Genomic DNA, 24,353 nt, shown 5'->3' on the forward strand with positions numbered 1-24,353 from the left:
CGGCTCAGGCCTCGCCGAACAGCTCTCCGGTCGGGTCGCCCCCCTCGACGACCTCCCGCGCCAGCGCCCGGGTCACCGGCCGGTGCAGGGCGTCCAGCCGCTCCACCACCGCCGCGGCAGCGGCCGCGGAGCGGTCGATCCGGCGCAGCAGGTAGGGGATGACGTCCTTCGCCGGGCGGATGCCGCGCTCCGCGAAGCGGGCCTCCAGCATGGCGGCCAGCACGGCGTCGTCGGGGGCCTCGACGGGCACGCTGATCACCGCATCCAGACGCGAGCGCAGGTCGGGCAGGCGCACCTCCCAGGCCGACGGCGCCGGCCGGTCGACCAGCAGCAGGGCGCCGCCGGGGGCCTGCGCGAGGTTGATCAGGTGGAACAGGGTCTCGTCGTCCGCCTGCATGGCGTCGTCGAGCAGCACGGGCCGCCCCTCGATCTCGAGCGGGTCGACCAGGGCCGCCTCGGCGCCGTGCACCGCGGTCGCGCCGACCCGCTCGGCCCAGAGCTGGCCCAGCCGGCTCTTGCCCGATCCCCCGGGACCGCAGATCGCCATCACCCCGCCGATCAGGTTCGGCCAGTCCCGCACGGCCTCCCAGGCGGCGCGGTTGCTGTCCGAAACCACGAAGCCGGCGACGCCGTCGGGCAGGTCGCTCTGCAACGGCAGACGCATCTGGTCAGGCGGGGCGGGGCGCGCGATCATTCCCGTTCACCATAGCAGACGGCGGCGCGGAGGAAGATCCGGTTCCCGGCCGGTCGTGGACAAGATCACATGGCTGTGGATGTGCTGTGAACACCCGGCGGACGGGACAGGGACGCCCGAGGGGGCGGGCGCGCCGCCGAAGCCCCTGGCGGCCCCCCAGCCTTGACTTTCCGGGGCGATGATGCGCCCTTCCGCGCTCCCGAATTGCGCCCTGCCGGGCGCCCGAATCCAAGACGAAGACGCCATGCACGCCTACCGCTCCCACACCTGCGGCGCCCTGCGCGCGAGCGACGCCGGTTCGGCCGTCCGCCTGTCCGGCTGGGTGCACCGGAAGCGGGATCACGGCGGTCTGCTGTTCATCGACCTGCGCGACCACTACGGCCTGACCCAGCTGGTGCTGCACCCGGAAACCCCGGGCTTCGAGGTCGTCGAGCGCCTGCGCGCCGAGAGCGTGATCCGGGTCGACGGCGAGGTGGTGCTGCGCGAGGCCGGCACGGTGAACCCCAACCTGCCCACCGGCGAGATCGAGGTGCGGGTGAAGGCGGTCGAGGTCCTTTCGGAGGCCGCCGAGCTGCCGCTGCCGGTGTTCGGGGAGCCGGAGTATCCTGAGGAGATCCGGCTGCGGCACCGCTATCTCGACCTGCGCCGCGAGACCCTCCACCGCAACATCGTGCTGCGGTCGAAGGTGATCTCCTCGATCCGCCGGCGCATGGTCGACCAGGGCTTCCTCGAGTACCAGACGCCGATCCTGACCGCCTCGTCGCCGGAGGGCGCGCGCGACTTCCTCGTGCCCTCGCGGCTGCACCCCGGCCAGTTCTACGCCCTCCCGCAGGCGCCGCAGCAGTTCAAGCAACTGCTCATGGTCTCGGGCTTCGACCGCTATTTCCAGATCGCCCCGTGCTTCCGCGACGAGGACCTGCGCGCCGACCGCTCGCTCGAATTCTACCAGCTCGACGTCGAGATGAGCTTCGTCACCCAGGAGGACGTGTTCGCCGCCATCGAGCCGGTGATGCACGGGGTGTTCGAGGAGTTCGCCGACGGCAAGAAGGTCGACCCCTATCCCTTCGTGCGCATCCCCTACCGGGAGAGCATCGCGAAGTACGGCACCGACAAGCCGGACCTGCGCAATCCGATCGAGATGCAGGACGTGTCGGACCACTTCCGCGACGGCGGTTTTGGCCTGTTCGCGAAAATCCTCGGCGCGGATGCGAAGAACGCCGTCTGGGGCATTCCGGCGCCGAAGGGCGGCTCGCGCGCCTTCTGCGACCGGATGAACAGCTGGGCCCAGGGCGAGGGTCAGCCGGGCCTCGGCTACATCTTCTGGTCCGAGGACCAGGGCGCCTGGGGCGGGCCGATCGCCAAGAACCTCGGCGCCGAGGCGACGGACGCCCTGATGAAGGCGCTGGGCATGGGGCAGGGCGACGCCGCCTTCTTCGCCGCCGGCGATCCGGCCGTGTTCCACAAGTTCGCCGCCAACGCGCGAATCAAGCTCGGCCAGGACCTGGGCCTCATCGCCGACGACGAGTTCCGCTTCTGCTGGATCGTCGACTTCCCGATGTTCGAGTGGTCGGAGGAGGAGAAGCGGGTCGACTTCTCGCACAACCCCTTCTCCATGCCGCAGGGCGAGCTCGAGGCGCTGGAGACCAAGGATCCGCTGGATATCCTCGCCTATCAGTACGACATCGTCTGCAACGGCTACGAGCTGTGCTCGGGCGCGATCCGGAACCACAAGGCCGAGATCATGCTGAAGGCCTTCGAGATCGCCGGCTACGACGCCTCGGTGGTCGAGGAGCAGTTCGGCGGCATGCTGAACGCCTTCCGCTTCGGCGCCCCGCCGCACGGCGGCCTGGCGCCGGGCATTGACCGCATCGTCATGCTGCTGGCCGGCGAGACGGCCATCCGCGAGGTCATCGCCTTCCCGCTCAACCAGCAGGGCGAGGATCTGCTGATGGGCGCGCCGGCCGGGGTGACCGAGAAGCAGCTCAAGGAGCTGCACATCCGCACGGCCCTGCCGCTCAAGGGCTGAGATCGCAATCCGCGCCGGACCGCAAAGAAGGCCCCGGTCGTCGACCGGGGCCTTTCCTGTTCAGTTGCCGCTGGCCATGACCAGGTTGCGCACCCGCGGCGGCGTTGGCGGCGCGGGCGGGGCCGGGGGCGCGATGCGCACGCCGCGGCAGGCGCGCGCGGTCAGGCCGCCCGGCAGGCGCGTCCCGGCGTCGCCGCAGGCGCGGCCCACCTGTTCCTGCGTCAGGCCGCGGGCGCCCGACAGGTCGGCGCCGCGCAGGTCAGCGCGGTTCAGCTCCGCCTCACGGAAGTCGGCTCCTGAAAACCGGCCGCCAGTCAGCCGCGCGCCGTTCAGCTCGGCGCCGCGGAACGAGGCGTTGCGGAAGTCGCCGTTCGACAGGTTCGACATGCTGATTTCGGCCGCAGAGAAGTCGGCGCCCCGGGCGTCGGCATTGGCCAGGGTGGTCGCATTCATCTCGGCGCCGGAGAGCCGCGCGTCCGCGAGCACCGCGCCGTTCAGGTTGGCGCCGTTCAGCTCGGCGCCGGTCAGGTTGGCCCGTTCGAAGCGGACGCGGACCAGGGTGGCGCCCGTGGCCATCACCCCGCTGAGATCGGCGCGGGCGAAGGTGGCCCCGGTGAAGTTGGCGCCCATCATGTCGGCGCCGATCAGCTCCGCCCGGGTGAAGTCGCTGCCGGAGAAGTTCGAGCCGATCATCTCCGCGCCGCGCAGGTTGGCGCCGACCAGGGTCGCATTGGTGAACATGGCGCCGGTGAAGGCGGCCCCGGAGAGATCGCGGCCCGACAGCTCGCAGCGGTTGCAGGAGCCGCCCAGCGAGACCATGCGCGCCACGTCCCGGTCCTGGAACGAGTACTGCAGCTGGATCTCGGCCGTCGCCGGCGCGGCCGCCGCAAGGGCGCCGAGGGCGGCCCCGGCGGCGAGGAGGCGGCGGACAGGGAGTTGGGCGAACTGGGTCACGCCTTCTTCATGCCGCCAACGCCCGAAAGTCCCTACTTAATTCGTGGTAAGGTCGGTGGCGGTTCAGCAGCGCGGAATCGACAGGCCGGGCGGCAGGCGGGTGGCCTCGTCGCCGCAGGCCTGGTTGAGCCGCGCCTGCGTCAGCCCGGTCGTGCGCTCCAGCGAGGCGCCGGCGAAATTCGTCCCCGAGAGGTTCGCGCCGCGGAAGTTCGATCCGTCGAGATAGGCGCCGACGAAGCTGGCGTTTGTCAGGTCGGCCCCGGCGAAGCTGGAGCCGGAGAAGACGCCGCCGTAGGCTTCCACGTCCCGCAGGTCGGCGCCGTCGAAGCGGGTGCGGTTCATCACGACCAGGCTGAGGTCGGCCTGCCGCAGGCGCGACCGCGACAGGTTGAGACCGCGCGCCTGCAGCCCGGACAGCTCCGCCTGGAACAGGTTGCAGCCGCTGCAGCTGGCGCCGCCCCGCACCCGCGCGATCTGGCCGGCGTTCTGGGCGTAGGCGGGGGGCGCGGCCGCGAGAAGGACGGCGGCGAGGACGATCGGCAGGCGCATGGCGGGCTCCGGGTCTGAAGGACCAGTCGCGGGCAGGGTGGCGCCGATTCGTTGACTTAACCCTGCATCGAAGGCGCCGCGCCGCAGGTCTCGCAGATCCAGCCGCCGCCCTGGGGCTTCAGGGCCATGTCGCCGCACTCCGGACAGGCGTGGGCGATGGGCGGGGCGGCCGCGTTCGCCGACGCGTCGCGCCTGCGCCCGAACGGCACGACGACGAGGTTGTCGGGCGTCGCGCCGCGGGCGAACCCGCGGGAGATCAGCCGCGCGGCGGGGACGGTCGTCGCTTCGTCCTCGCCGCCGCCGCCTCCGCCGCCCAGACCGTCGCCCGCTCCCGGGTCGGCGTTGGCGAGCTCCTGCCGACCGAGATAGGACACCCCCAGTTCGCGGAAGATGTAGTCGAGGATCGAGGTCGCCGACTTGATCGAGTCGTTGCCCGTGACCTTTCCGGCGGGCTCGAAGCGCGTGAACACGAAGGCGTCGACGAATTCCTCGAGCGGCACGCCGTACTGCAGCCCGATCGAGATCGAGATGGCGAAGTTGTTCATCAGCGAGCGGAAGGCCGCGCCTTCCTTGTGCATGTCGATGAAGATCTCGCCGAGCTCGCCGTCCTCGTACTCGCCGGTGTGGATGTAGACCTTGTGGCCGCCCACGGCCGCCTTCTGGATGTAGCCCTTGCGGCGGTCCGGCAGCTTGCGGCGGGTGCGGTCGCGCTCCACGACCTTCTCGACCACGCGCTCTACCGTCCGCGCTTCCGGCTCCCGCGCCCGCTCGGGCGCCGACGGAGGGGCGTCGGGCAGGTCGAACAGGGGCCCCGGCGGCGGCGCGGCGCGGGCGAGGCGCACCGCCCGGGCGCCCTCGCGGGCCGCGTCGGCCAGCGCCCTGACCCCCGAGGCCTCGCCGGCGTCCCACGGCAGGGGCCGCGCCAGAATGTCGGGCGCCGCGCTGAACGGCTCGCAGGCGCGGCGGACGCCCGCCTCGAAGGCCGCCGGATCGGCGAGCGCCGGCGCGAGCGCGGGCGGCGCGTCCGGCCAGTCCGCGAGGTCGGCGCGACCGAGGGCCCAGGCCGCGGCGGCGGCCGTCTCCGCCGGGTCGAAGCCGAGATGGGCCAGCGCCGGCTCCCCGGCGGGCAGCTCGAGGCCGAGCACGTCGCGGACGAAGCCCTCGTCGAGAACCGCCGGATGAAAGGCGTCCTCGAGCCGTTCGACGACGGCCAGCGCCCGCTCGACCGCCTCCAGCTCGACGTCGGTGAAGCCGCGCGCCCGCAGCCGGGCGTGATCGAGACCCGGCGCTCCCGCAAGGGTGCGGCGGCCGAACAAGCGGCGCTCGGCGGACTCCACGTCTCCGCCGCAGGCGGTCAGGGCCGCGGCGATCGAGGGCCGGAGCCGGCGGGCGATCTCGCCGTCGCCGGTCTGGAACGCCTCGACCGCGGCGAGCGGACCGAGGGCGAGGCGGAGGGCGGCCTCCGGGTCGTCGACGAACAGGCTCAGTCGCGCCCCGGCCGCCCCGGCCGCCTGCCGGACCTGGCCGGCCAGCGTCCGGGCGTCCGCCTCCACGTCCGTCGGCGCGGCCGCGAGCAGGTGGTCGGCCAGCCCGCCCAAACCCAGCGACCATGCCGCGCCGTCCCGGCCGAGGACCCGCGCCCAGAGCGAGACCTGGCTGGCGAGCGCCGCGTCGAATCCGGGGTCGGCGAGGTCGCGCAGGCGCGGCAGCGAAAGCAGCATGGCCTCGCCGGCGCTGCGGTCGGCCAGCGCCTCCGCCGTCTCCGGCTCGAAGACCACGACCACGTCCCCGTCGAGGCCGGCGCGCGCGGCCAGGCCGGCCTCCGGCGCGCCGGAGGCGACGAGCTCCCGGTCGGCGACGATGACCAGCGGCGGCAGGGGCGCAGGCTCGGGGAGGTCGACGGCGGTCTCGCCGCCGCGGGCGGCGCGGAGGATGTCCGCATCCGGCGCCCCGGCGGCCCGGGCGGCCCGCGCGGCGCGGGCGAGGGCGGGGTTCCGGGCCGGGTCGGCGCAGTCTGCCGCGGGGCCCTCGCACCGGCGCACCGCCTCGGCCACGTCGGCGAGCGCCGCGGCCGCGGCCCCGGTCGCGGGCCCCGCCAGCCGGCGGGCCCGGCGCCGGGCGACCTCCTGGGCCAGCCAGCGAGGGGCCGCGGGGTCATCCAGCGGCGGCGCCTCGGCCCCGGCGGTCTGCGGCGGCCGGGCCGGGCTGGCGACGCCGAGCAGCAGCGCGGCCGTCGCCTCGGCGGCGTCGACGCCGGTCAGGCCCCGGCGCCGGCTCCAGGCGGCGCAGGCGGCCGCCAGCGGATCGGGCCCGGCGACGCCGAGGCCCTCGTCCGCGGCCCAGTCGAGCCAGGCGTCGATCTGGGCGTCGGTCCAGTGCGCGGGCGCCGCGACCTCGATCAGCGCCGGACCGCGCTCGACCGTGCGCGGCGGGCGGGGGGTGCGGTCGAGCAGGGGAGCGAGGCGGAAGGTCGGGCGCATGACGCGGTCTCGATGCGGCGGCTGACGCAGGCTAGCGCGCGCCGCGCGGCCGGGGCAATAAATCTGGGCCGCCGGAAGCGTCTTACCCCCAAGATGTTGAGGGCGCGGCGGCCGGAGCGCCGCTGGACGCGGACGCCGCAGGTTTCTATGATCGTCGCCCTGTCGCCGGGGTGTCCGGCCGACCCGAATCGAGTGGATTTCCCGACGTGCTAGGCAAGATCTTCGGCTGGTGGGACGGCGCGACCATCGGCACCCTGTTCACCATCGCCAAGCGCGGCCAGCTGGTCGGGACCGACGACTTCGGCAACCGCTATTACCTGTCCCGCGACAACACCAGCTACGACGGCCGCCGCCGGCGCTGGGTGGTCTACAACGGCTACGCCGACGGCTCGAAGGTGCCGCCGGAGTGGCACGGCTGGCTGCACTACACGATCGACGAGCCGCCGACGGAGCAGCCGCTGCCGCGCAAGGCGTGGGAGACGGACTACCTGCCGAACCTGACCGGCACCCCGATGGCCTGGCGGCCCAAGGGCTCGCTGGCGGCCGAGGGCGTGCGCCCCGCCGCGACCGGCGACTACGAGGCCTGGAAGCCCGAATGAGCCGCCGCCGGGGCCTGCTGGCGGGGCTGGCGGCGGCGGCGGCGCTCGCCGCCGGCGGCGTCGTCGCGGCCGCGCTCGAGGACCTGCCGCAGGATGCGCAGCCGGTGCAGGACCCGACGGCCGAGCTGAACCGGCAGCCGGCCCGCCCGGCGTCGCCCGCCGTCGTCGTGCCGCCGCTGGAGCCGGCGCCCGAGGCGGCCCCCGCCCCGGTGGCCCCGGTCGCGATAACGCCGGCTGCGCCGCCCGAGGCCACGGTCCCCGAGCCCGAAGCCGGGGCGGAGGACGAGGAAACGGCGGCGGACGAACCGACGCCCGCCGCCGCCGAGGTCGCCGAGACCGCCGATCCCGCGCGCCGCCAGCGCCGCCGGGTGGCCATCGTCGAGGCGGTCGACAAGATCACCGCCGAGACCATGCGCTTCGCGGTCGAGGTGGGCGGCCGGCCGGTCCGCTTCGCCGATTCGCTGATCGTCAGCGCACGCGCCTGCGAGGTCTCGGCCGCCGACGAACTGGTGCCGGACGCGATCGCCTATCTGGAGTTCCGCATCCAGCCGCGCGGCCTGCTGCAGGGCGGCGAGCCGCGGGAGGTCTTCCGCGGCTGGATGTTCGCCTCCTCGCCCGGCGTGAACGGGCTGCAGCACCCGATCTACGACGCCTGGGTGGTGGGCTGCAGGGCGTAGGCGACGGCCTCGGCCCCGCTCATCGGCGCGAACAGGGCGGCGGCGTCCGGCCGGACCGCCCGGGCCGCCCGCAGCCGCCGGAGGTAGACGGGCTGGGCGATCTCGACGGCGCCGAAGCGGCCCAGGTGTTCGGTCATGAACTGGGCGTCCAGCAGGCGCCAGCCGCCGCGCCGGAGGCGGGCGACCAGGTGGACGAGGGCGACCTTGGACGCGTCGGGCGTGCGGCTGAACATGCTCTCGCCGAAGAAGGCGCCCCCGAGGCTGACGCCGTAGAGCCCGCCGACCAGGCGCTCGTCCCGCCAGCACTCGATCGAGTGAGCGTGGCCGCGGGCGTTCAGCTCGCCATACAGCCGGCGGATGGGATCGTTGATCCAGGTCTCCTCCCGCCCCGGGGCCGCCGCGGCGCAGGCGTCGACGACGGCGTCGAAGGCGGTGTCGACGCGGATCTCGAAGGGGTCGCCGCGGACCGTGCGGCGGAGACGGGCGGGAATGTGGAAGCCGTCCAGCGGGATGACGCCCCGCTGGTCCGGCTCGACGAGGAAGATCCGCGGGTCTTCGCGGCCCTCGGCCATGGGAAAGACCCCGGCGGCGTAGCAGCGGAGCAGTTCGTCCGGCCCGAAGCGGCCGAAGGGCGGGCTGGCGCTGAAGCCGGGTTCGTCCACCGCCGTCAGGCTTCGCCCTTCTGGCGCTTCGCCCAGTTCTCCAGCCAGTGGATGTCGTAGTCGCCGGACAGGATGTCGGGCTCCTGCAGCAGCTTCTGGAACAGCGGGATGGTGGTGTCGACGCCGCCGACGACCATCTCGTTGAGGCTGCGCTTCAGGCGGGCGACGCACTCCTCGCGGTCGCGGCCGTGCACGATCAGCTTGCCGATCAGGCTGTCGTAGTAGGGCGGGATCGTATAGCCGGCGTAGATGGCGCTATCCAGCCGCACGCCCAGCCCCCCGGGGGCGTGGAAGTCGTTCACCGTGCCCGGCGAGGGGGTGAAGGTTTCCGGGTTCTCGGCGTTGATGCGGCACTCGATCGAGTGGCCGGTGAATTTGACGTCGGCCTGGGTGAAGGACAGCGGCAGACCGGCGGCGATGCGGATCTGCTCGCGCACCAGATCGACGCCGGTGATCATTTCCGTCACCGGATGCTCGACCTGCAGGCGAGTGTTCATCTCGATGAAGAAGAACTCGCCGTCCTCCCAGAGGAATTCGATGGTGCCCACGCCGAGGTAGCCGATGGCGGCGATGGCCTTGTTGACGGTCTCGCCGATGGCGGCGCGCTCCTTCGCCGACAGGGCGGGCGAGGGGGCCTCTTCCAGCACCTTCTGGTGGCGGCGCTGCAGCGAACAGTCGCGTTCGCCGAGGTGGACGACGTTGCCGTGGCTGTCGGCGATCACCTGCAGCTCGATGTGGCGCGGCTTCTGGAGGTAGCGCTCCATGTAGACGGCGCCGTTGCCGAAGGCGGCGAGGGCTTCGGACTGGGCGGTCTGGACGGCCTCGACCAGGTCGTCGGCGGTCAGGGCCACCTTCATGCCGCGCCCGCCGCCGCCGGCGGCGGCCTTGACGATCAGGGGGAAGCCGATCGACTTCGAGGCCTCGATGGCCGCCTCGACGGTCTCCACCTCGCCGTCGGAGCCCGGCACCACGGGGATGCCGGCGTCCTTGACCGTCTGCTTGGCGGTGATCTTGTCGCCCATCACCCGGATGTGCTCCGGGCGGGGGCCGATGAAGGTCATGCCGTGGGCCTCGACGATCTCGGCGAAGCGGGCGTTCTCGGACAGGAAGCCGTAGCCCGGGTGGATGGCCTGGGCGCCGGTGATCTCGGCGGCGGCGATGATCGAGGGGATGTTCAGATAGGACTTCGCCGCCGGGGCCGGCCCGATGCAGACGCTCTCGTCGGCCAGCCGCACCCACATGGCGCCGCGGTCGGCCTCGGAGTGCACGGCGACGGTGGAGATGCCCATCTCCTTGCAGGCGCGGTGGATCCGCAGGGCGATCTCGCCGCGGTTGGCGATGAGGACCTTGGTGAACATCGGCTCAGGCCTCGAGCAGGACGAGCGGCTCGCCGAACTCGACCGGCTGGGCGTCGCCGACCAGCACCTCGGCCACCACGCCGTCGCGCGGCGCCTGGATCGGGTTCATGGTCTTCATGGCCTCGACGATGAGCAGGGTCTGGCCCTTCTTGACCTTGTCGCCCGGCTGGACGAACGGCGGGGCCTCGGGCGAGGGCTGCAGGTAGGCGGTGCCGACCATCGGCGACTTCACCTCCTCGCCGGCGCGGGCGACGATGGTCGCCGGATCCGAAGGCATGGCCGGGGCCGAGGGGGCCGGCGGCGCCGCGGGCGCGGCGGCCTGGGGCGCGGGCGCGTAGTGGACCGGCGCGGCCGAGACCGTCACCTCGCGCTTCACCTTGATCTTCAGATCGTCCTTCTCGACCTCGATCTCGGTCAGATCGGTGTCGTTGAGGATGTCGGCGAGCTGGCGCACGAGGGCGGCGTCGATGCCGCTGTCGTCGGTCTTCTGCCGGGGGGTCTTGTCGGACATCGGAGCCTCTTGTCCCTGTCTAGAGCGAACGATCCGCGGACCGGCTGCGTTCCTGCACCAGGCCGAGGGCGGCCTGGACCGCCAGTTCGTAACCGAACGGGCCGAAGCCCGAAACCACGCCGGCGGCGACCGCCGACACATAGGAGCGATGCCGGAAGCGCTCGCGCGCCGCCGGGTTGGAAAGGTGGCACTCGACGATCGGGATCGTCAGCGTCTTCAGCGCGTCGAGCAGGGCCACGGAGGTGTGGCCGTAGCCGGCGGGGTTGATGACCAGGGCGTCGGCCTTCGTACGCGCCTCCTGGACATGGTCGATCAGCTCGCCCTCGTGGTTGGTCTGGCGGAACACCACGGTCGCGGCGCCGGCCGCGCGTTCGCAGCGCGCCTGCACGTCGGCGAGGGTCTCGCGGCCGTACACCTCGGGCTCGCGCACCCCAAGCAGGTTGAGGTTCGGGCCGTTGAGGACGTAGAGGACAGGGCTGTCGGGCATTCGCTCGCGGAAGTGGCGTCCGACCGGAATCGGACCGGCCTTTTAGCTGAGGCGTCGCGGCAAGCAAGCCGGACGCAGAGGAGACTGACGTAGCGTCATGCGCATCCAGGTCAACGGCGAACCTCTGGAAACCTCCGCGACCACGGTGCTGGCGCTGGTCGAGCAGCTGGGGCTCGACGTGCGCAAGGTGGCGGTCGAACGCAATCTGGAGATCGTGCCGAAGTCGCTGCACGGGGCCACGCCGGTCGCCGAAGGCGACCGGATCGAGGTGGTGCAGTTCGTCGGCGGCGGCTGAACCGTCAGGCCGGCGGCAGGGGCCGGCACGTGGGGGCTTCCTCGTTGGGGAGGCCGTAGCCGCCGAAGCGCATGTCGTCCGGATCGGCCGGGGCGTAGCCGGGCAGGTCGCCGTCGCCGACCTCCTGACGCAGCTTCGCCAGCCGCTCCTTCAGCCGGGCCTCCTCGGCGGCGTATCCGGGGCGGCCGGCGAGGTTGGTCTGCTCGTTCGGATCGGACTGCAGGTCGTAGAACTCCCACTCGTCCGCCAGTTCCCAGTGGATCAGCTTCCAGCGGCGGTCGCGCACGCCGCGGTGGGGGCGGACGCAGTGGGCCGCCGGAAATTCGAAGTACTGGTACAGGAAGTCATGGCGCCAGTCGGCCGGGGGACGGCCGGCGGCCACGCCCTTCCAGCTGCGGCCATGCATGTGGGGGTCGCGCTCCAGTCCGGCGTAGTCGAGGAAGCTCGGGGCCACGTCGACGTTGAGCACCATCTGGTCCCGGTTGACCTGGCCGGGCGCGATCGAGGCCGGATGGCGGACGAGGAACGGCACCTTGATCGACTGTTCGTACATCAGTCGCTTGTCGAACATGCCGTGGTCGCCCAGGAACATGCCGTTGTCCGTGGTGTAGACCACCACGGTGTTCTCGCTGAGCCCTTCGGCGTCGAGCAGGTCGAGCATGCGGCCGACGTTCTCGTCGACGCCCAGCAGCACCCGGTAGTAGTCCTTGATGAAGTGCTGGTAGTTGAGCCGGGCCCGCTCCTCGACCGGCATGTCGGCGCGGACGCCCCGGTTCCGGTAGTCGGGCATGTCGGCGATCAGCAGGTCGGCGGCGCGGATGGCGCGGGGCCGGTCGGCGATGTCCTCCATGAAGGTCGGAGGCGGCGGGATGTCGACGTCGGCGAAGGCGTTCCTGAAGCGCTCGGCCGGCTCCCAGCCGCGGTGCGGAGCCTTGAACTGGAACAGCAGGGCGAAGGGCCGGTCGCGGGGGCGATCGCGGATGAACGACATGGCGGTCTGGCCGATGACGTCGTCGGTGTGGCCGCGGCCGCGGGTGCGGACGCCGTTCACGTCCATCGGGGGATCGAAATACTGACCTTGGCCCGGAAGAACGGCCGAATAGTCATAGCCCTGCGGCGGGGTGTTGACGTGCCACTTGCCGACGACGCCGGTGTGGTAGCCGGCCTTGCGCAACATCACCGGCCAGGTGGCGTCGTGGTTGAGCAGCGGCTCGTTGTGGAAGTTGGACTCGGCCCCGTTGGTGACCATGCCGTGGGCGTGGGAGTAGAGGCCGGTCAGGTAGGTGGCGCGGCTGGGCAGGCACAGGGAGTTGGTGACGAAGGCGTTCTCGAAGCGCACGCCGCCGGCGCCCAGCCGGTCGAGGTTCGGCGTCTGCAGGATGCGGTTGCCGTAGGCGGACATGGCCGACTGGGCGTGATCGTCGGTCATGATGAAGATGATGTTCGGCCGGTCGCGGCCGGAGCCGCGGAGTGCGGGGGCCGTGGCGCAGCCGGCGGCGGCGAGGGCGGCCATGCCGGTCATGCCCTGGAGCAGGTGGCGGCGGTGGGGCGTGGTCATGGACGTTCCTCCCGGCGGCCGACGCCGCTCTCTCCGCCCAGCATGCAGGCCCTGTAACCGCTTACAAGCTCCGTAACGAAATGTTGGCCGCGGCCATCTCGCCCTTTCGCCGGGCCCCGGCGCGGGTCTAGAAGCCGGTCCATGAGCACCCGGACCGACACCGCCTCCGACACCTGGACCGTCGCAGGACGGACCTTCTCCAGCCGGCTGATCGTCGGCACCGGCAAGTACGCCGACTACGCCCAGAACGCCGCGGCCGCCGAGGCGGCGGGGGCGGAGATCGTCACCGTGGCCCTGCGGCGGGTGAACCTGTCCGATCCGTCGCAGCCGATGCTGGTGGATTACGTGAAGCCGGACCGCTTCACCTTCCTGCCCAACACCGCCGGCTGCTTCACCGGCGAGGACGCCGTGCGGACCCTGCGGCTGGCGCGCGAGGCGGGCGGCTGGGACCTGGTCAAGCTCGAGGTGCTGTCGGACACGCCGCACCTGTACCCCGACATGGTCGAGACGCTGCGGGCGCTGGACCTGCTGGTGAAGGACGGCTTCGACGTCATGGTCTACTGCACCGACGATGTGGTGATGGCGAAGCGGCTGGAGGAGGCCGGGGCGGCGGCGATCATGCCGGCGGCGGCGCCGATCGGGTCGGGCCTGGGCGTCCAGAACCGGGTCAACATCCGCCTGATCGTCGAGCAGGCGAAGGTGCCGGTGCTGGTCGACGCCGGCGTGGGCACGCCGTCGGACGCCACCCTGGCGATGGAGCTGGGCTGCGATGCGGTGCTGATGAACACGGCCATCGCCGGGGCGAAAGACCCGATCCGCATGGCCCGGGCGATGAAGCACGCGGTGATCGCCGGGCGCGAGGGCTACCTCGCCGGACGCATGCCGAAGCGGATGTACGCCAGCCCCAGCTCGCCGATGGCGGGGCTGATCTGAAGCCGGCCGGGGCCGAGCTCCGGGAAAGATCAAGCGCGCGTCGCCGGCGCTGACAGACCGGCGCGGCGCCCCGGGGCGGGGCGCCGGCAGGAATGCGCCCAGGCGCGTCAGAAGCGGGCGCGTGAGGCGTCGGGGGGCAAGCAAGGCCCGCTTCGCAATGCGGTATTTTAATACCGGCTGCAAAAATACAAGCAGTATCAATAATATAACCGGCTGCAGCGCCATGCTGGGCCATTGACCGGCGCTCGTCCATCCTCTATCAGCGCGCCTTCCGCTCATCCCGGCTTCGGGAGGGCAGTCCGTTTCGTCCCCGAGGAACCCTCGCAATGCTGAAGAGCACCACGGCTTCGCTGAAGCCGGCCGAGGTCGAGAAGAAGTGGATCCACATCGACGCCGAAGGCGTCGTGGTGGGCCGTCTCGCGACCTTCATCGCCAACCGTCTGCGCGGCAAGCACCGCCCGGACTACACCCCGCACGTCGACTGCGGCGACTACGTCGTCGTCACCAACGTGGACAAGGTGGTGTTCACCGGCGCCAAGAACACCGACAAGGTCTACTACCGCCACACCGGCCACCCGGGCGGCGTCAAGTCGACCACCCCGGAGAAGGTGCTGAACGGCCGCTTCCCCGAGCGCGTGCTCGAGAAGGCCGTCGAGCGCATGCTGCCGAAGGAAAGCCCGCTGGCCCGCAAGCAGATGACGCATCTGCGCCTGTTCGCCGGCGCCACGCACACCCACGAAGCCCAGTCGCCCGAGACGATCGACTTCAAGTCGGCCTCGCCCAAGAACACCCGGAGCGTCTGAGCATGACCGACGTCGCCAACACCGAAACCGCCACCGGCTTCGACGCCCTGAAGGGCCTCGGGACCGTCGCCGAGGACGCCCCCGTCCACGTCCAGAAGCTGGACGCCCAGGGCCGCGCCTATTCGACCGGCAAGCGCAAGAACGCCATCGCCCGCGTCTGGGTGAAGCCGGGCACCGGCAAGTTCACCATCAACGGCAAGGACCAGGAGCAGTACTTCGCCCGTCCCGTGCTGCGCATGATGATCGCCCAGCCGCTGGTCGTCACCGGCCGCGAGACCCAGTTCGACGTGGTCTGCACGGTCGAGGGCTCGGGCCTGTCGGGCCAGGCCGGCGCCATCCGCCACGGCCTGTCGCACGCCCTGACCCACTACGAGCCGGAGCTGCGCAAGGTCCTGAAGCCGCACGGCTTCCTGACCCGCGACTCCCGCGTCGTCGAGCGCAAGAAGTACGGCCGCGCCAAGGCCCGCCGTTCGTTCCAGTTCTCGAAGCGCTAAGGCGTATCGCGAAAGCGGTTATGGAGGGGGCGCTTCGGGAGACCGGAGCGCCCTTTTTCTTGGGGCGGAGCTTTCCGTAATGATCGAACGTCTGCTGGTGGGAGGCTTGGGTCTCGCCGCGATGGGCTTCGCGATCTGGTACGTTTGGGCCGCGCTGCGTACGGGCGTCGCGGGATCGGAGCTCGGAGGGCGGATTTACCGCACCTACCGTCGGAGCCAACCGGTTGGTTTCTTCACCAGCGTCGCCCTGATGGGCTTCTGTGGCCTGGCCCTGGGAGGCTTCCTGGGATTGATCGCTCTGGGCCGGCTCGACCTCTTTTTTGGATAGCTCACAATGGCCCACACCATCTTCATCGACGGCGAAGCCGGGACCACCGGGCTGGAGATCCGCGAGCGGCTGGAGGCGCGCCCGGATCTCGAACTGCTGCTGCTCGGCGACCGGCGCCGGGATGTCGACGCCCGGCGCGAGGCGCTGAACGCGGCGGACGCGGTGATCCTGTGCCTGCCGGACGACGCGGCGCGCGAGGCGGTGGCGATGATCGAGAACCCGGCGGTGCGGGTGATCGACGCCTCGACGGCGTTCCGGGTCGATCCGGCCTGGACCTACGGCTTTCCGGAGATGGCGCCGGGGCAGCGGGCGAGGATCGCGGCGGCGACGCGGGTGTCGAACCCGGGCTGCTATCCGACCGGCTTCATCGGCCTGGTGCGGCCGCTGGTCAGCGCGGGGATCATCCCCGCCGGCTGGCCGACGACGGTCAATGCGGTGTCGGGCTATTCGGGCGGCGGCAAGCAGATGATCGCCGAGTTCGAGGCGGGGGAGGGCGCGCCGCCGTATCGCGCCTACGGCCTGTCGCTGAAGCACAAGCATGTGCCGGAGATGACGCGGCACGCCGGGCTGGAGCGGCCGGTGCTGTTCGCGCCGGCGGTGGGGGCGTACCGGCAGGGCATGCTGGTCGAGGTTCCGCTGCACCTGGCCGCCCTGCCGGGCTCGCCTTCGGTCGAGGTGGTGCACGGGGCGCTGGTCGAGGCCTATGCGGACGCGCGCTTCGTCGAGGCAGCCGCGCTGGAGGAGACCGAGGCGATGACCGGCCTGTCGCCGGAGGGGCTGAACGGAACCAACCGCATGCGGCTGCACGTGTTCGGCGACCGCGGCGGGGAGCAGGCGCGGCTGGTGGCCCTGCTGGACAATCTCGGCAAGGGCGCCTCGGGCGCGGCGGTGCAGAACCTCAACCTGATGCTGGGGCTGGACGAGGGGACGGGGCTGGTCTGAGCCGCGGCGCCGCTTGCCATCCGGCGGGGGCGTTCCGACGTATCCGCATCATGACCCTCGATCGCCGTTCGCTGCTGCTCACCGCCGGCGCCGCCGCCCTGGCGGGATGCGCGCCGGAGACCGCCGACGCCCAGGCGGCGCGGTACGCCGACTCGCCGTTCCGGCGGCTGACCGACGCGCAGTGGCGGGCGCGCCTGCCCGAGCTCAGCTGGCGCGTGCTGCGCCACGAGGCCACCGAGCGGCCGGGGAGCAGTCCGCTGGACCGGGAACGCCGGCGCGGGACCTTCGTCTGCCGCGGCTGCGACTTGCCGCTGTTCCGGTCGGAGTGGAAGTACGATTCCGGCACCGGCTGGCCCAGCTTCTACCGGGTGATGGACGCCAACGTCGGGACGAAGACCGACTTCGCCATCGGCTTTCCGCGTACGGAGTATCACTGCGCCCGCTGTCTCGGGCACCAGGGGCATGTGTTCGACGACGGGCCGCGCCCGACCGGGAAGCGCTACTGCAACAACGGCGCGGCCCTGGCCTTCAGGCCGGCGGCCTGAGGGCGGCGCGGGCCGACTGCAGGGTCAGGCCGGTCCAGATGCCGGCCATGATCAGCATCAGGCCGTAGTCGCCGCCCGGCGCGATCAGGGGCAGGACGGCCGACAGGATGATGGCCAGGGGGAAGACCATGGCCATGATCACGGTGGCGGGCGCGTTGCGGTCGATCAGCGGCTTCGGCTTGCGCTTGCGGCTGTTCATCCACAGGCCGTTGAGGAGCATGAAGCCGAGGGCGCTGAGCAGGGCGGCGCCGAAGTAGATGGGCCGCTGCTCGGGCCGGGCGCTGAAGATGGCGCTGGCGGTGACCAGGGTCAGGGCGAGGACGCTGGTGACCGCCAGCAGGATGTTGACGTTGCGGTTCAAGACTTGACCTTCACATAGGAGCCGGGCGCGGGCTCGATCGGCTTGAGCGGACCCTTGAGGGGATTCCGCGCCGGAACCCAGTCGCCCGAGCGGACGTGCAGCCATTCGGCCCAGTGGCCCCACCAGCTGCCGGGACGCTGTTCGGCGCCGGCCAGCCAGTCGTCGAGGGTCTCGGGCAGCTTCGGATTGATCCAGTGCTGGTACTTGTTGGCCGAAGGCGGATTGACCACCCCGGCGATGTGACCGGAGCCGGCCAGGGTCAGGGTGACGTCGGCGTTGCGGAAGGCCCTGGCCGAACGCCACACCGACTTCATCGGCGCGATGTGGTCCTCGCGGCTGGCCTGGAAGTAGAGCGGGATCGTCACCTTCGACAGGTCCACGCGGACGCCGCCGATCTCGAATTCGCCGCGGGTCAGGGCGTTCCGCCCGTACATGGAGCGCAGGTAGTCCATGTGCAGCTTCTTCGGCATGCGCGTCTGGTCGGCGTTCCAGAACAGCAGGTCGAAGGCGGGCGGGTCCTTGCCCAGCAGGTAGTTGCTGACGAAGAAGGACCAGATCAGGTCGTTGGCGCGCAGGGCGTTGAAGGTGTCGGCCATGGCCGCGCCGGGCAGGACGCCGCCGGCGGCGTCCATCTGCTGCTCGATCTCCTGCAGCCAGTGATCGTCGGTGAACAGCAGCAGGTCGCCGGCCTCGGCGAAGTCGTGCTGGGCGGCGAAGAAGGTGCAGGCGTTGACCCGCGTGTCGCCGTGGGCGGCCATGTGGGCCAGGGCCGCCCCCATCAGGGTGCCGCCGATGCAGTAGCCGACGGTGTTGATGCGGTCGGTCTGCGCCTGCTCCAGCGCCTTCTCCACGGCGCGGTAGATCCCCTTGCGCAGGTAGTCGTCGAAGCCCCAGTCGGCCTTGTCGACGTCGGGATTGACCCAGGAGCAGACGAAGACGGTGAACCCCTGGGCCGACAGCCAGCGGATCATGGAGTTCTCGGGCTGCAGGTCGAGGATGTAGAACTTGTTGATCCACGGCGGGAAGATCAGCAGCGGGATCTGGCGCTGCGTCTCCGTAGCCGCATCGTACTGGATCAACTCGAACAGCTCGTCGCGCCAGACCACCTGGCCGGGGGCGGTGGCGACGTTCTTCCCGACCTCGAAGCGGCCGTAGTCGGCCTGGCTGATGGCGAGCCTGCCGCGCCCGCGCTCGAGGTCGGCGGCGAAGTTCTGCATCCCCTTGACCAGCGATTCGCCGCTGGTCTCGGCCAAAGCCTTCAGGGCGGCGGGGTTGGAGGCGAGGAAGTTGGAGGGCGAGAAGGCGTCGGTGAGCAGCTTGGTGAAGAACTCGGCGCGACGCTTTGTGCGCGGGTCGACGTCCTCGACCGAGGCGACGAGGCCGTTCATCCAGTCGGCCGTGGCGAGGTAGGAGCGGCGCATGACGTCGAACATCGGGTTCTCGGTCCAGGCCGGGTCCTTGAAGCGCTTGTCCTTCGACGGCTCGGGCGGGGCCTCCTCGCCGGCGGCGCGGCGGGCGGCGGAGGCCCACAGGTCCATGTAGCGGTTGAACAGGTCGGCCTGGGCGGCGAACAGCTTGTCCGGCCGGGCGGCGAGGCTGGACATGACGCTGGTCATGGCCGGGGCGACGTTGAACGGGTCCGGCGACAGGGCGGCGGGGCGGTCGGCCTGGGCCAGCGCCGCCTCGGCGATCGCGGCCTGGGCGGTCATGGCCGCCTTGGCGAGGTTCAGCGACAGGGTCTCGAGCATTTCGCGCTGGCCCGCGAAGGGGTCGGCGGGCGAGGCCGGGGGCGGCTGGGAAGGCGTCGCCTCCGCCTGCGGCCGGGGCGGAGCCTGCGGCTCGGGTTCGGGCGCCGCCGTGGGCTGTGGGGCCGGCGCGGCGGCCTTGCGCGCCCGCGGCCGCGGCGGCTTGGCCGAGGTGGGGCGTCCGGGCTTGCGCGGCGGACGCGGGGCGTCGGACGCGGGCGGCTCGGTCGGGCGTCGGGCCATGAACTTGCTCCGGAGACGTCAGGTTCGGACGCAAGGGCGGGCGCGCGCCCTTCCGCCGGTCCCGATCATGGCATATGACCGGCCGGGAAATGAACGCGTCGATCCGGAAATTCGCTGCCGTCGCCTTCGCCCTCGGCGGCGGGGCGTCGCTGACCGGCTGCGTCGGGGCCTTCGATCCGGCGGTGGACCCCGGTTCGCCGGCGGCGGCGCGGGTCGAGGCTCTGGTGGCGGCGAATCGGGCGTATCCCCGCTGGGCGGACTTCCCGAGCCGGTCCGAGCCGCTTCCGGCGCCGCAGCAGATCGCCGCCCGCGTCGGCGCCCTCGAGGGCGCTTCGGGCGAGCTGGCGGCGGCGGCGGCGCGCATCGAGTGGCAGACCACGGGCGATGCGGCGGCCTGGGCCGAGGCGGCGCGGGCGCGCGTCGCGGCGACGCCGGTCGATCCGGTCAGCGCCGAAACCGCCGCCGAGATCGAGGCCTTCGCCCGTCGGACCCGGGAGCGCGGCCGCGCGCCGCCGCCGATCCCGCGCCGCTGATCCACCTTCCGATCGCCCGGACGACAGAATCCGGGGATCATCCCTCCCAGGAGAACGCCCATGGCCGATCAGGCCCCCTACGCCTCGACCCTCGCCGCCGACGCCGCCCGGGTGACCGAGCTGGCCGCCGTCGCCGCCTTCGCCCAGGTCGGGCGCGGCGATGAGAAGCACGCCGACCAGGTGGCGGTGGACGCGATGCGCACGGCGCTGAACGCCCTGGACATCGACGGCCGCATCGTCATCGGCGAGGGCGAGCGGGACGAGGCGCCGATGCTCTACATCGGCGAGAAGGTCGGGACCGGGAAGGGGCCGGCGATCGACATCGCCCTCGACCCGCTGGAGGGCACCACCCTGACCGCCAAGGCCATGGCCAATGCGCTGGCGGTGCTGGCCATGGCGCCCCGCGGCGGCCTGCTGCACGCGCCCGACACCTACATGGACAAGATCGCCTGCGGGCCGGGCTATGCGCCGGGCACGGTCGACCTCGACATGAGCCCGCAGGACAACGTCCGCTCGCTGGCCGCGGCCAAGGGCGTCGACCCGCGCGAGATCACCGTCTGCGTGATGGACCGGCCGCGGCACGCCGAGCTGATCGCCGCCCTGCGCGAGGTCGGGGCCAAGGTGCTGCTGATCACGGACGGCGACGTGGCGGGGGTGATCCACACCGCCGAGCCGGAGACGGGCATCGACCTCTACCTCGGCTCGGGCGGGGCGCCGGAGGGCGTGCTGGCGGCGGCGGCGCTGAAGTGCGTCGGCGGCCACTTCCAGGGCCGGCTGATCTTCCGCAACGACGACGAGCGGGCCCGGGCGGAGAAGACCGGGGTGACCGACTTCAATCGCAAGTACGACCTGCACGAGCTGGTTTCGACCGACGCGGTCTTCGCCGCCACCGGGGTGACCAAGGGCGCCATGCTGGACGGCGTGGCGGTGCGCGGCGGCTTCGTCAGCACCCACACCCTGGTGATGGATTCCTTCACCCGCACCGTGCGGCGTATCCGCATGACCCGCCCGGTCTGATGGCCGACGGGGGGACCCTGCCGCACTTCCTGGGCGTCTCCCGCTCGCTGTCCGGCCGCGTCTGGCGGCAGAGGCCGGCCGAGACCGGCCTGGTCCGGGCCCATATGCAGGCGCTGGGGCTGGACGAGCCGCTCGCGCGGGCGCTGGCGGCGCGCGGCGTGCGCGCCGACCAGGGCGCGGACTTCCTCTCCCCCACGCTGCGCGCGCTGTTCCCCGACCCGTCCAGCTTCCTCGACATGGACGCGGCGGCCGAGGCCATCGTCGACGCGGTGCAGGCGGGGGCGTCGACGCATGTCTTCGCCGACTACGACGTCGACGGGGCTTCGAGCGCCGCCCTGCTGGTGCGCTGGTTCCGCGCCATGGGAGCCGAGCTGCCGATCTATGTCCCGGACCGGCTGACCGAGGGCTACGGGCCAAGCGCGAAGGCGTTCGACACGCTGAAGGCGCGCGGCGCCGAGCTGGTCATCACCGTGGACTGCGGGGCGGCGGCGAACGAGGCGGTGGCGCACGCCTGCGCCATCGGGCTGAAGGTGGTGGTGATCGATCACCACCTGATGCGCGAGCAGCCGCCGGAGTGCCTCGCCGTGGTCAATCCGAACCGGCCGGGCTGCAACTCGGGGCAGGGCAATCTGGCCGCGGCCGGGGTGGTGTTCGTGCTGCTGGCGGCGCTGAACCGCGAGGCGCGGCGGCGCGGCATGTTCGACGGCCGCGAGGCGCCCGACATCCGCCGCTGGCTGGATCTGGCGGCCATGGGGGCGATCTGCGACGTCACCGGCCTGACCGGCTTCAACCGCGCCCTGACCAGCCTCGGCCTGCGCGTCATGTCCGACTGGGCCAACCCGGGTTTGCGGGCGCTGCTGGCGGCGGCGGGAAGCGAGCCGGGACCGGCCAAGTGCAACCACGCCGGCTTCATCCTCGGGCCGCGCATCAACGCCGGCGGCCGGATCGGCCGGTCGGATCTCGGCGCGCGGCTGCTGTCGACCGACGATCCGGAGGAGGCGAGGGCGCTGGCCGAGGAGCTGGACGCCCTGAATATCGCCCGACGTGAGGTGGAGCGGCAGGTGACCGACCAGGCGGTGCGGCGGGTCGAGGCGACGGGCGCCCACGCCGACGGCAGCCCTGTGGTGGTGGTCGAAGGCGACGACTGGCACCCGGGCGTGGTGGGAATCGTCGCCGGGCGGCTGCGCGAACGCTGGCGCAAGCCGGTCGTGGTGATCGGCGTCGACGCGGTGAACGGGATCGGCAAGGGCTCCGGCCGCTCGCAGCCGGGCATGAACCTCGGCCGGGCGGTGCAGGCGGCGTGGGAGGCCGGCGTGCTGCTGGCCGGCGGCGGTCACGCCATGGCGGCGGGGCTGACCGTGAAGGCCGATTCGATCGCCCGCCTGCGCGACTTCCTCAACGCGCGCATGGCCGGCGAGCAGCCGGCGGCCGAGGCGCTGGACGCGGTCGAGATCGACGCCCTGGTGGAGCCGCGCGCCGCCACCCGGGCCCTGTTCGAACTGTTCGAGCAGCTGGCCCCGTTCGGGCCGGCCAACCCGGAGCCGATGTTCGCCCTCGACCATGTGACGGTCCGCGAGCCGGCGGCCATGAACGGCGGGCACGTGCGCTGCCGGCTGGCTGGTCCGGACGGCGCTTCCGTGAAGGCGATCGCCTGGCGCTGCGCCGATCTGCCCGCCGGCCAGGCCCTGCTGGCGGGGGGCGGGGGCCTCAGCGTGGCTGGGCGGCTGAAGGCCGACGACTGGAACGGACGCCGCGGCGTGCAGCTCGAGATCGAGGATGTCGCCGACCCGCGGATGGTCGGCTGAGGCCCGCCGCGGGCGGCTCCGCATCGAACGTCGCCGTTCGTTCAAAAAGTGCGCCGAGCCCGCTTGCACCCTTCGGAATCGGCGGCTATATCGCCGGCTCCCCGCGCAGCGGTCCCTTCGTCTATCGGTTAGGACGTCAGGTTTTCAACCTGAAAAGAGGGGTTCGATTCCCCTAGGGACTGCCACGCGGGGCCTTCCCCCCATCGCCGGAAGCCGTCCGCCCCGCGCCTCCGCGCGGGACGCTCTCGCGCGTCCGCCGGTGCGGCGCCGGAGCGGCAGTTGCACGAAAAGCGTCGCACAACCTTGCCTCTGACGCCGAATTTCGCTTTTCAGCAGTTCGCAGAACCGTGTTAAATAAGGCGCGGCCCGCATCGATCGCGGGTCAGGGGGAAGGTCGTGTCCGACTACGAGGGTATGGAGACCATGACGGCGGTGCGCATCGCCGGACGGGTCAAATGGTTCGATCCCGGCAAGGGCTACGGCTTCATCGTCCCTGACGATCCCGGAATGACGGACCTGAAGGACGTGCTGCTGCACATCTCCAGTCTGCGCGACAGCGGGCGCGAGACCGCCGCCGAGGGCGCGGCCATTTCGTGCGACTGCGTGCGCCGGCCGAAGGGCTGGCAGGTGGTGGCCGTCCACGACCTGGGCGAGGGCGATCCGACGCTCGCGGCGGCGCCCCGGCGGCTGTCGGCGGAGCTTCGGCCGGCGCCCTTCGTCGACGGGATCGACGGCGGCGGACCGCTGGAGCCGGCGATCGTCAAATGGTTCAACCGCACCAAGGGCTACGGATTCGTGGTGCGCGACGGGCAGCCGGGCGATATCTTCGTGCACGTGGAGACCCTGCGTCGCTGCGGGCTGGACGACCTCCTGCCCGGCGAGGCAGTGTCGGTGCGGTTCGCGGAGGGCCCCAAGGGCCTGGTGGTCGCGGAAATCAGGCCGGGCGGCTGAGCGGCCGCCCCTCGCAAGGGCGGAAGACCATGCTGAAACGTCGCGGAGTACTGGCGGGACTGGCCGGCCTCGTCGTGCTGGCGGGGTGCGCCGCCGCGCCCCGCGACGCCAACGGCAATCCGCTGGAGGCCCTGACCGTGGTCACCTCGACCGGCGAGCACCGCTTCATGGTCGAGATCGCGGACGACGACGCCGAGCGCCAGCGCGGCCTGATGGAGCGGCCGCCGCTGGCCGACGACCGCGGCATGCTGTTCCAGTTCCCGGATGTGGCCGAGCGCGGCTTCTGGATGCACAACACGCCGAGCCCGCTGGACATCATCTACATCGACCCGCGCGGCCGCATCGTCTCGATCGCCCGCAATGCGACGCCGAACTCGGACGCGATCATTCCCTCCAACGGCCCGGCGAGCGGGGTGCTGGAGCTTCGCGGCGGGCGGGCGGCGGAGATCGGCGCGCAGCCGGGAGACGTGGTGCGGCATCCGTTCTTCGCGACGGAGTAGGGGCGGGCAGGATCGTGGATCCGGTGCGCGGCGGCCGTCGGGCCGCCCCTGGCCGCCAGGCGCCAACCACGCCCGCAAGCCGCCACCCCCTAGCCACCGGCCACCCCGCCATGGCATGACGCCGCCTCCACGGATCGGGGCGTAGCGCAGCCTGGTAGCGCATCTGCTTTGGGAGCAGAGGGTCGCAGGTTCGAATCCTGCCGCCCCGACCATGGAATCAAGGGTCAGGTCCTTCGGCGGCGCGTCCAACTGCTGAGCAGGTGCTCGTCCAACCAACGCTGGCGCAAGGTTCCTGCGGAGTAG

26 protein-coding genes and 2 tRNA genes are annotated in these 24,353 nt (G+C 72.0%); 17 read left to right on the top strand and 11 right to left on the bottom strand.

The window, feature by feature from the left end; all coding sequences use genetic code 11:
* Positions 1 to 4: 4 nt before the first annotated feature.
* Entirely contained in the window at positions 5 to 694 is a 690-nt protein-coding gene (locus H2038_RS00580; protein WP_292108510.1) for a chromosomal replication initiator DnaA, read from the bottom strand.
* 244 nt (positions 695 to 938) lie between these two features.
* Here H2038_RS00580 and aspS point away from each other — a divergent pair, with 244 nt between their 5' ends.
* Positions 939 to 2,720, top strand: coding sequence for an aspartate--tRNA ligase (gene aspS, locus H2038_RS00585; protein WP_292108511.1), 1,782 nt, complete (start codon positions 939 to 941; stop codon positions 2,718 to 2,720).
* Positions 2,721 to 2,780: 60 nt separating this feature from the next.
* On the opposite strand, the gene H2038_RS00590 is transcribed toward aspS, so the two are convergent.
* The 3 genes from H2038_RS00590 to H2038_RS00600 all read right to left on the bottom strand — a co-directional run bounded on the left by H2038_RS00590 (position 2,781) and on the right by H2038_RS00600 (position 6,703).
* Entirely contained in the window at positions 2,781 to 3,674 is an 894-nt protein-coding gene (locus tag H2038_RS00590; RefSeq protein ID WP_292108512.1) for a pentapeptide repeat-containing protein, read from the bottom strand.
* A gap of 63 nt (positions 3,675 to 3,737) precedes the next feature.
* The gene (locus H2038_RS00595; protein ID WP_292108513.1) at positions 3,738 to 4,223 is read right to left on the bottom strand and encodes a pentapeptide repeat-containing protein; all 486 of its coding nucleotides are present in this window, start codon (positions 4,221 to 4,223) and stop codon (positions 3,738 to 3,740) included.
* A 56-nt stretch (positions 4,224 to 4,279) separates the two neighbouring features.
* Complete coding sequence (locus H2038_RS00600) at positions 4,280 to 6,703, bottom strand: TSCPD domain-containing protein (RefSeq protein WP_292108514.1); 2,424 nt, start codon at positions 6,701 to 6,703, stop codon at positions 4,280 to 4,282.
* A gap of 206 nt (positions 6,704 to 6,909) precedes the next feature.
* Here H2038_RS00600 and H2038_RS00605 point away from each other — a divergent pair, with 206 nt between their 5' ends.
* Together H2038_RS00605 and H2038_RS00610 are read left to right on the top strand one after the other, a co-directional pair.
* Positions 6,910 to 7,302 carry an NADH:ubiquinone oxidoreductase subunit NDUFA12 gene (locus H2038_RS00605; RefSeq protein WP_292108515.1) on the top strand — a complete coding sequence of 131 codons (393 nt, stop codon included), beginning with the start codon at positions 6,910 to 6,912 and terminating at the stop codon, positions 7,300 to 7,302.
* The gene (locus H2038_RS00610) at positions 7,299 to 7,979 is read left to right on the top strand and encodes a DUF2155 domain-containing protein (protein WP_292108516.1); all 681 of its coding nucleotides are present in this window, start codon (positions 7,299 to 7,301) and stop codon (positions 7,977 to 7,979) included. The genes H2038_RS00605 and H2038_RS00610 overlap by 4 nt, the downstream gene beginning before the upstream one ends.
* On the opposite strand, the gene aat is transcribed toward H2038_RS00610, so the two are convergent.
* Genes aat through aroQ form a run of 4 tightly spaced genes read right to left on the bottom strand, consistent with a single transcriptional unit; the run spans position 7,946 to position 10,997 of the window.
* Entirely contained in the window at positions 7,946 to 8,641 is a 696-nt protein-coding gene (aat, locus tag H2038_RS00615; RefSeq protein WP_292108517.1) for a leucyl/phenylalanyl-tRNA--protein transferase, read from the bottom strand. The two genes, H2038_RS00610 and aat, sit on opposite strands and share 34 nt — an antisense overlap.
* Positions 8,642 to 8,646: 5 nt before the next feature.
* Positions 8,647 to 9,999 carry an acetyl-CoA carboxylase biotin carboxylase subunit gene (accC, locus tag H2038_RS00620; RefSeq protein WP_292108518.1) on the bottom strand — a complete coding sequence of 451 codons (1,353 nt, stop codon included), beginning with the start codon at positions 9,997 to 9,999 and terminating at the stop codon, positions 8,647 to 8,649.
* Between the two features lie 4 nt (positions 10,000 to 10,003).
* A complete protein-coding gene (gene accB / locus H2038_RS00625; RefSeq protein ID WP_292108519.1) occupies positions 10,004 to 10,510 on the bottom strand; it encodes an acetyl-CoA carboxylase biotin carboxyl carrier protein in 507 nt (168 codons plus the stop codon).
* Between the two features lie 19 nt (positions 10,511 to 10,529).
* Positions 10,530 to 10,997, bottom strand: coding sequence for a type II 3-dehydroquinate dehydratase (aroQ, locus tag H2038_RS00630; protein ID WP_292108520.1), 468 nt, complete (start codon positions 10,995 to 10,997; stop codon positions 10,530 to 10,532).
* A 97-nt stretch (positions 10,998 to 11,094) separates the two neighbouring features.
* Here aroQ and thiS point away from each other — a divergent pair, with 97 nt between their 5' ends.
* Positions 11,095 to 11,292 carry a sulfur carrier protein ThiS gene (gene thiS, locus H2038_RS00635; protein WP_292108521.1) on the top strand — a complete coding sequence of 66 codons (198 nt, stop codon included), beginning with the start codon at positions 11,095 to 11,097 and terminating at the stop codon, positions 11,290 to 11,292.
* 4 nt (positions 11,293 to 11,296) lie between these two features.
* Here thiS and H2038_RS00640 read toward each other — a convergent pair whose 3' ends face one another.
* A complete protein-coding gene (locus H2038_RS00640) occupies positions 11,297 to 12,850 on the bottom strand; it encodes a sulfatase (protein WP_292108522.1) in 1,554 nt (517 codons plus the stop codon).
* Positions 12,851 to 12,991: 141 nt separating this feature from the next.
* On the opposite strand from H2038_RS00640, the gene H2038_RS00645 reads away from it, so the two are divergent.
* The 6 genes from H2038_RS00645 (at position 12,992) to msrB (ending at position 16,895) form a co-directional block, all read left to right on the top strand.
* Positions 12,992 to 13,783, top strand: a complete 792-nt coding sequence (locus H2038_RS00645; protein ID WP_292108523.1) for a thiazole synthase — start codon at positions 12,992 to 12,994, stop codon at positions 13,781 to 13,783.
* A gap of 326 nt (positions 13,784 to 14,109) precedes the next feature.
* A complete protein-coding gene (rplM, locus tag H2038_RS00650; RefSeq protein WP_292108524.1) occupies positions 14,110 to 14,586 on the top strand; it encodes a 50S ribosomal protein L13 in 477 nt (158 codons plus the stop codon).
* A gap of 2 nt (positions 14,587 to 14,588) precedes the next feature.
* Complete coding sequence (gene rpsI, locus H2038_RS00655; protein ID WP_292108525.1) at positions 14,589 to 15,080, top strand: 30S ribosomal protein S9; 492 nt, start codon at positions 14,589 to 14,591, stop codon at positions 15,078 to 15,080.
* Positions 15,081 to 15,159: 79 nt separating this feature from the next.
* Positions 15,160 to 15,408 carry a hypothetical protein gene (locus H2038_RS00660; protein WP_292108526.1) on the top strand — a complete coding sequence of 83 codons (249 nt, stop codon included), beginning with the start codon at positions 15,160 to 15,162 and terminating at the stop codon, positions 15,406 to 15,408.
* A 6-nt stretch (positions 15,409 to 15,414) separates the two neighbouring features.
* Positions 15,415 to 16,350, top strand: a complete 936-nt coding sequence (argC, locus tag H2038_RS00665) for an N-acetyl-gamma-glutamyl-phosphate reductase (RefSeq protein WP_292108527.1) — start codon at positions 15,415 to 15,417, stop codon at positions 16,348 to 16,350.
* A gap of 50 nt (positions 16,351 to 16,400) precedes the next feature.
* The gene (msrB, locus tag H2038_RS00670) at positions 16,401 to 16,895 is read left to right on the top strand and encodes a peptide-methionine (R)-S-oxide reductase MsrB (RefSeq protein ID WP_292108528.1); all 495 of its coding nucleotides are present in this window, start codon (positions 16,401 to 16,403) and stop codon (positions 16,893 to 16,895) included.
* Here msrB and H2038_RS00675 read toward each other — a convergent pair.
* Together H2038_RS00675 and phaC are read right to left on the bottom strand one after the other, a co-directional pair.
* The gene (locus H2038_RS00675) at positions 16,879 to 17,256 is read right to left on the bottom strand and encodes a hypothetical protein (RefSeq protein WP_292108529.1); all 378 of its coding nucleotides are present in this window, start codon (positions 17,254 to 17,256) and stop codon (positions 16,879 to 16,881) included. The two genes, msrB and H2038_RS00675, sit on opposite strands and share 17 nt — an antisense overlap.
* Positions 17,253 to 19,244, bottom strand: coding sequence for a class I poly(R)-hydroxyalkanoic acid synthase (gene phaC / locus H2038_RS00680; protein WP_292108530.1), 1,992 nt, complete (start codon positions 19,242 to 19,244; stop codon positions 17,253 to 17,255). The genes H2038_RS00675 and phaC overlap by 4 nt, the downstream gene beginning before the upstream one ends.
* 74 nt (positions 19,245 to 19,318) lie before the next feature.
* On the opposite strand from phaC, the gene H2038_RS00685 reads away from it, so the two are divergent.
* From H2038_RS00685 to H2038_RS00715, 7 genes are all read left to right on the top strand, one after another.
* Entirely contained in the window at positions 19,319 to 19,777 is a 459-nt protein-coding gene (locus tag H2038_RS00685; RefSeq protein ID WP_292108531.1) for a hypothetical protein, read from the top strand.
* Between the two features lie 60 nt (positions 19,778 to 19,837).
* Positions 19,838 to 20,794 (top strand): class II fructose-bisphosphatase, encoded by a 957-nt coding sequence (gene glpX, locus H2038_RS00690; protein ID WP_292108532.1) that lies wholly within the window; start codon positions 19,838 to 19,840, stop codon positions 20,792 to 20,794.
* Complete coding sequence (recJ, locus tag H2038_RS00695) at positions 20,794 to 22,599, top strand: single-stranded-DNA-specific exonuclease RecJ (RefSeq protein ID WP_292108533.1); 1,806 nt, start codon at positions 20,794 to 20,796, stop codon at positions 22,597 to 22,599. The genes glpX and recJ overlap by 1 nt, the downstream gene beginning before the upstream one ends.
* Before the next feature lie 110 nt (positions 22,600 to 22,709).
* A tRNA-Glu gene (locus H2038_RS00700) sits at positions 22,710 to 22,784 on the top strand.
* Between the two features lie 229 nt (positions 22,785 to 23,013).
* Positions 23,014 to 23,550: a cold-shock protein gene (locus H2038_RS00705; RefSeq protein WP_292108745.1), complete on the top strand. Its 537-nt coding sequence runs from the start codon at positions 23,014 to 23,016 to the stop codon at positions 23,548 to 23,550.
* Positions 23,551 to 23,579: 29 nt separating this feature from the next.
* Positions 23,580 to 24,050 carry a DUF192 domain-containing protein gene (locus H2038_RS00710; protein WP_292108534.1) on the top strand — a complete coding sequence of 157 codons (471 nt, stop codon included), beginning with the start codon at positions 23,580 to 23,582 and terminating at the stop codon, positions 24,048 to 24,050.
* 135 nt (positions 24,051 to 24,185) lie between these two features.
* Positions 24,186 to 24,262: transfer RNA gene (locus H2038_RS00715), tRNA-Pro, on the top strand.
* Positions 24,263 to 24,353: the final 91 nt, after the last annotated feature.

This window comes from Brevundimonas sp. (assembly GCF_013912005.1).
Classification (GTDB): Bacteria; Pseudomonadota; Alphaproteobacteria; order Caulobacterales; family Caulobacteraceae; genus Brevundimonas.

Coding starts and splice junctions, on each gene's coding strand:
- rplM (WP_292108524.1), top strand. CDS start 14,110: ATGCTGAAGAGCACCACGGCTTCGCTGAAGCCGGCCGAGGTCGAGAAG.
- H2038_RS00710 (WP_292108534.1), top strand. CDS start 23,580: ATGCTGAAACGTCGCGGAGTACTGGCGGGACTGGCCGGCCTCGTCGTG.
- H2038_RS00660 (WP_292108526.1), top strand. CDS start 15,160: ATGATCGAACGTCTGCTGGTGGGAGGCTTGGGTCTCGCCGCGATGGGC.
- glpX (WP_292108532.1), top strand. CDS start 19,838: ATGGCCGATCAGGCCCCCTACGCCTCGACCCTCGCCGCCGACGCCGCC.
- H2038_RS00640 (WP_292108522.1), bottom strand. CDS start 12,850: ATGACCACGCCCCACCGCCGCCACCTGCTCCAGGGCATGACCGGCATG.
- H2038_RS00685 (WP_292108531.1), top strand. CDS start 19,319: ATGACCGGCCGGGAAATGAACGCGTCGATCCGGAAATTCGCTGCCGTC.
- H2038_RS00610 (WP_292108516.1), top strand. CDS start 7,299: ATGAGCCGCCGCCGGGGCCTGCTGGCGGGGCTGGCGGCGGCGGCGGCG.
- H2038_RS00645 (WP_292108523.1), top strand. CDS start 12,992: ATGAGCACCCGGACCGACACCGCCTCCGACACCTGGACCGTCGCAGGA.
- H2038_RS00595 (WP_292108513.1), bottom strand. CDS start 4,223: ATGCGCCTGCCGATCGTCCTCGCCGCCGTCCTTCTCGCGGCCGCGCCC.
- H2038_RS00600 (WP_292108514.1), bottom strand. CDS start 6,703: ATGCGCCCGACCTTCCGCCTCGCTCCCCTGCTCGACCGCACCCCCCGC.
- thiS (WP_292108521.1), top strand. CDS start 11,095: ATGCGCATCCAGGTCAACGGCGAACCTCTGGAAACCTCCGCGACCACG.
- phaC (WP_292108530.1), bottom strand. CDS start 19,244: ATGGCCCGACGCCCGACCGAGCCGCCCGCGTCCGACGCCCCGCGTCCG.
- H2038_RS00580 (WP_292108510.1), bottom strand. CDS start 694: ATGATCGCGCGCCCCGCCCCGCCTGACCAGATGCGTCTGCCGTTGCAG.
- recJ (WP_292108533.1), top strand. CDS start 20,794: ATGGCCGACGGGGGGACCCTGCCGCACTTCCTGGGCGTCTCCCGCTCG.
- argC (WP_292108527.1), top strand. CDS start 15,415: ATGGCCCACACCATCTTCATCGACGGCGAAGCCGGGACCACCGGGCTG.
- msrB (WP_292108528.1), top strand. CDS start 16,401: ATGACCCTCGATCGCCGTTCGCTGCTGCTCACCGCCGGCGCCGCCGCC.
- aspS (WP_292108511.1), top strand. CDS start 939: ATGCACGCCTACCGCTCCCACACCTGCGGCGCCCTGCGCGCGAGCGAC.
- accC (WP_292108518.1), bottom strand. CDS start 9,999: ATGTTCACCAAGGTCCTCATCGCCAACCGCGGCGAGATCGCCCTGCGG.
- aroQ (WP_292108520.1), bottom strand. CDS start 10,997: ATGCCCGACAGCCCTGTCCTCTACGTCCTCAACGGCCCGAACCTCAAC.
- H2038_RS00705 (WP_292108745.1), top strand. CDS start 23,014: ATGGAGACCATGACGGCGGTGCGCATCGCCGGACGGGTCAAATGGTTC.
- rpsI (WP_292108525.1), top strand. CDS start 14,589: ATGACCGACGTCGCCAACACCGAAACCGCCACCGGCTTCGACGCCCTG.
- accB (WP_292108519.1), bottom strand. CDS start 10,510: ATGTCCGACAAGACCCCCCGGCAGAAGACCGACGACAGCGGCATCGAC.